The organism is Rubrivirga sp. (assembly GCF_049648075.1).
Taxonomy (GTDB): domain Bacteria; phylum Bacteroidota; class Rhodothermia; order Rhodothermales; family Rubricoccaceae; genus Rubrivirga.
The window spans coordinates 1-4,597 of record NZ_JBARYR010000151.1; the positions used below are offsets into that span (position 1 = coordinate 1).

3 protein-coding genes are annotated in these 4,597 nt (G+C 68.6%); all 3 read left to right on the top strand.

Annotated features, from left to right (window positions below; genetic code table 11):
- Window positions 1-798: flagellar biosynthetic protein FliR (locus tag WBA11_RS04210; RefSeq protein WP_424519474.1), on the top strand; the 798-nt coding region annotated here is incomplete at its 5' end.
- A 204-nt stretch (window positions 799-1,002) separates the two neighbouring features.
- Complete coding sequence (locus WBA11_RS04215; RefSeq protein ID WP_424519475.1) at window positions 1,003-2,076, top strand: EscU/YscU/HrcU family type III secretion system export apparatus switch protein; 1,074 nt, start codon at window positions 1,003-1,005, stop codon at window positions 2,074-2,076.
- A gap of 380 nt (window positions 2,077-2,456) precedes the next feature.
- Window positions 2,457-4,514 carry a flagellar biosynthesis protein FlhA gene (flhA, locus tag WBA11_RS04220; protein ID WP_424519476.1) on the top strand — a complete coding sequence of 686 codons (2,058 nt, stop codon included), beginning with the start codon at window positions 2,457-2,459 and terminating at the stop codon, window positions 4,512-4,514.
- Window positions 4,515-4,597 lie beyond the last annotated feature (83 nt).

Consider the following 4,597-nt stretch of genomic DNA (forward strand, 5'->3'; position numbering starts at 1 on the left):
CGACCCCCAACTCCCAATCCCCGAGTAGTGGCCCTCGACCCCGCGTCCCTCATCCGGCTCGCGCTCGTGGTCGCACGGGTGGGCGGCGTGATGGTGGCCGCGCCGCTGTTCGGGCAGAAGAGCATCCCGGTCCAGGCCAAGATCCTGCTCTCCGTCCTGCTCTCCGTCATCCTGGCCGGGTTCGCCGGCGACGACCTCCCGGCCCACGCCGATCACCCAGTCGGGTTCATCCTGGCCGTCTCGGTCGAGGCACTGACCGGTCTCCTGATCGGCTACGCGGTCCGGTTCGTGTTCTGGGCCGTCGAGTTCGCGGGCGAGATGATCGGGTTCCAGACCAGCCTGTCGATGGCCCAGGCGTTCGACCCGATGACGAACGCGGCCTCGAACCCGTTCGGCAAGGTGCTCTCGTGGTCGTTCATGCTGCTGTTCGTCCTGCTCGACGGGCCGCAAGAGATCGTGGTCTCTCTCGCCACGTCGTTCGTCGCCGTCCCACTCGGCGGCGCGGAGCTCGCCGCGAGCGGTCCCGTCCTGCTGTCGTGGACGGGCGGCTTCTTCTCGACCGCCGTCCGGCTCGCGATGCCGTTCCTGGTCGCCCTCTTCCTGGTCGACGTCGGGCTGGGCGTGTTCGCCCGCGTCGTGCCCCAGGCCGACCTGTTCTCGATCAGTTTGCCGCTCAAGCTGCTGGCGGGCATCGCGATCTCGATCGCGTTCGTGGCCTCGTTCTGGCCGCTCGTCCCGGGCCTGATCGACGGCGCGTTCGCCGGCCTCGACGAGCTGTTCGTCGCGATCTCACCCTAGGGCCGGGCCCCGTTGGAGGGCGGCGTCCTCGAGGTCGAGAGCCCGTTTCCGTCCTCGTGGCCGACGATCAGAACCTGCTTCCTCCGTCACGCGCGCTCTTCCGCTGAGGAGGACGCGTTTTCCGGCTGACGTTGGGCGCACGTGCCGGACGGCCCTCGAGGGCGAGTTCGCGCCGATGGCACGCGCCGTGCAAGACAGCGTTCGATGTCCGACGCCCCCGACCGCAGCGAGAAGCAGTTTGACCCGACGCCCCGGCGCCTGCAGAAGGCGCTCGAGGACGGGAACGTCTTCCGGTCGCGCGAGCTCGCGTCCGTCGGCCTGCTCGCCACGTCGGCCGCCATCATCGGGTTCGGGGTGAGCGGTGCGCTCGGCCGTCTCCAGACGATGATGTCGCGGCTTTATACCGAGGCCCCGGACACGATCTTGACCGTCCAGTCCGTGCCGGACCTCCTGACGGGCGTCGGCCTCGACGCGTTCGTCGTCGTCGGTCCGCTGTTCGCCGCGCTCATGGTGATGGCCCTGGCGGCAAACATCGCCCAGAGCGGGTGGACGTTCTCGCCCAAGCCCCTCGAGCCCAAGGGGAGCAAGATCTCGCCGATCGCGGGCGCCAAGCGGCTGTTCTCGTCGAAGGGCCTGTTCGAGCTGGGCAAGGCGATGTCCAAGATGGTGATCGTCGGCCCAATCGTATTCCTGATGATGCGGTCGTGGATGCCCGAGATCCTGGTCCTGCACACGGTCCCCCTCGACGTCGCCTTCGGCGCGGCCGGCGGCTGGATCCTGACGTTGCTGACCCAGATGCTGCTGGCGCTTCTCGTTGTGTCCGGCGCGGACTACGCGTTCGGCAAGTGGAAGCACACCGAGGACCTCAAGATGACCTTCCAGGAGGTCAAGGACGAGAACAAGGACTCCGAAGGCGACCCGCAACTCAAGGGCAAGCGCCGAGCGATCGCTCGCGAGCGCGCCCTCGGCCCCCGCCTGTCCGACGCCGTCTTGAAGGCCGACGTCGTGGTCACCAACCCGACCCACTACGCCGTCGCCCTGGCCTACGACGACGAGAGCCCGGCCCCGCGTGTGCTGGTCAAGGGCATGCGCAAACGCGCGCTCCGCATCAAAGAGCTCGCCGCCGAGCACGACGTCCCGACCGTCGAGAACGTGCCGCTCGCGCGCGCGCTCCACGCGACCGTCGACGAGGGCGCCGTCATCGACGAGTCGCTGTACCAGGCCGTCGCCGCCGTTCTGGCCGAGGTCTACCGCCGCCGCAACGGCCGACGCCGATGATGCGCTCGTCCTCGATGCCGACGGCCACGTCTCCGACCTCGAGGTCGGAGAGCCGACACGGCACGCCGTGGCTCCGCGTAGCCCTCGGTATCGCGCCCTCGAGAGCGACGACGCCCAGTCCCTCCTCGAGGACGCCTACAGAGTCCCCTCTCCCTCGGGGAGAGGGACAAGGTGAGGGGACACAGTCCCGGTTCGCCCTCGAGGCCGAATGCCAACGACACGTCTTCGAGGTCGCAAGTCGTTGGCTGCGCCGGCCTGTCGGCTCTCGAGGTCGTGCGCGGCACCGTATGGATTGGCTTCGCGGGGAGGACTCATGGGGGTGGGCCGTCTGTTTCGAAGACCCGTTCTCGAACGACCCGTCCTCGAGGGCGAACTAACCGATGTCCGCTCCCACCGTCCGTCCGTCCTCGCTCCGCCTCAACGGCGAGGTCATGGCCGCGACCGGGCTCGTCCTGGTCCTGTTCGTCATGGTCATCCCGCTGCCGGGGATGCTGCTGGACCTGCTGCTCGCGACCAACATCGCGATCTCGCTCGCGATCCTGCTGACCGCGTTCTACGCCGAGCGCCCGCTCGATTTCGGCATCTTCCCGGGTCTGCTGTTGGTCACGACGCTGTTTCGACTGTCGCTCAACGTGGCCTCGACGCGTCTGATTCTGGGCGAGGCCAAGGCCGGGGCGCTCATCGAGGCCTTCGGGCAGTTCGTGGTGTCCGGCAACTACGTGGTCGGGGCGATCGTCTTCTTGGTCCTGGTCTTGATCAACTTCGTGGTCATCACGAAGGGCTCGGGCCGCATCGCCGAGGTCGGCGCGCGGTTCACGTTGGATGCGCTCCCGGGCAAGCAGATGGCGATTGATGCCGACCTGAGCTCTGGTCTCATCGACGAGGATGAGGCTCGTCGCCGTCGTTCCGAGGTGTCTCGCGAGGCCGACTTCTACGGCGCCATGGACGGCGCCAGCAAGTTCGTCCGCGGCGACGCGATGGCGGGCTTGGTCATCACAGCGATCAACATCGTCGGCGGGCTCATCATCGGCGTGGCGCAGTACGGGATGAGCCCGGGCGAGGCGGCCCAGACGTTCACGCTCCTGTCGATCGGTGACGGGTTGGTGAGCCAGATCCCGGCGCTCCTGATCTCGACGGCCGCCGGCCTGATCGTGTCGCGTGCGAGCGGCGAAGGCAACCTGTCGAACGAGACGAAAGACCAGCTTCTCGGGCGGCCACAGGCACTTGCCGTGACCGGCGTGTTCATGGCCATCTTGGGTGTCCTGCCCGGCTTGCCGCTCGTCCCGTTCTGGGCCTTGGCCGGCGGACTCGGCTTCTTGGCCGTCAAACGCGAGGGGGTCCTGGCCGACGCTGCTCTCGCCCCACCGGAGGCGCCACCCCAAGCCGCGCTAGACCCCGAGCCCGCCGACCTGCTATTGGTGGACGAGCTCGAGCTCGAGATCGGCTTCGGCCTGATCCCCGTCGTGGACCCAAACCAGGGCGGGGACCTGCTCGACCGCGTCTCGATGTTGCGGCGCCAACTCGCGACCGAGATGGGCGTCGTCGTCCCGCCGGTCCGTATCCGCGACAACGCCGAGCTGGGCTCGAACCACTACGTGGTCAAGTTGCGCGGCAACGAGGTCGCGAGGGGAGAGGCGCTCCCCGGCTACCACCTGGCGCTCCTGCTCGACGGCACCGACGAGGCGCCTCCGGGCATCCGCACCACCGACCCGACGTTCGGCCTCGATGCCGTCTGGGTTGCCGAGCGGTCCGTGGGAGAAGCCGAGCGGCTCGGGCTCGCGACCATCGAGGCCCCGGCGGTCATCGCGACGCACCTGCTCGAGACGCTGCGCAAGCACTCGTTCTCGCTCTTGACACGGCAGGGGACACGCGAGCTGCTCGACAAAGTCCAGGAGTCGGCCCCGGCGTTGGTGAGCGAGTTGGTCCCCGACCAGCTCAGTGTGGGTCAGGTCCAGCGCGTGCTCAAAAAGTTGCTCCAGGAGCGCGTCCCGATCCGCGACTTGGTGCTCATCCTCGAGTCGCTCGCCGACCGCGCACCCTCGACCAAGAACACCGACGTTCTGACCGAATTCGCCCGCGCCGCGCTCGCGCCGACCTTGACGCGGCACTTTTCGGGACCGGACGGACGAGTCCACGCCGTCGTCCTCGACGCGGCGCTGGAACAGCACTTGCTGAGGAAAGCAGAGAGCGGCGAGCTCAACCCCACGACGCTGGGGCTCGAGCCCGACCGGGCCGTCCGGCTTCAGGCCGAGGCCGAGTCCGCGCTCTCGCCGCTCATCGCCGCCGGCCACCCGCCGGTCGTCCTGACCTCTCCCGTGCTCCGAGCCACCTTGTTCGCCTTCCTCGACCCCGTCCTCGCCGACGTCGCCGTGCTGTCCTACCAGGACCTGGTGCCCGACGCCCCGGTCGACGTGGAGGGCCAGATCGCGCTCCCGTAGCACCGTTTCCCGGTTTCCATGACGCTCAAGACCCTCACCGGCCCCACCATCCGCGCCGCCCTCGAGGACGCGCGCCGGCTGTT

What these genes read in the sequence shown, in the direction of transcription:
- flhA (WP_424519476.1), top strand. Translation starts at nt 2,457, where the DNA reads ATGTCCGCTCCCACCGTCCGTCCGTCCTCGCTCCGCCTCAACGGCGAG.
- WBA11_RS04215 (WP_424519475.1), top strand. Translation starts at nt 1,003, where the DNA reads ATGTCCGACGCCCCCGACCGCAGCGAGAAGCAGTTTGACCCGACGCCC.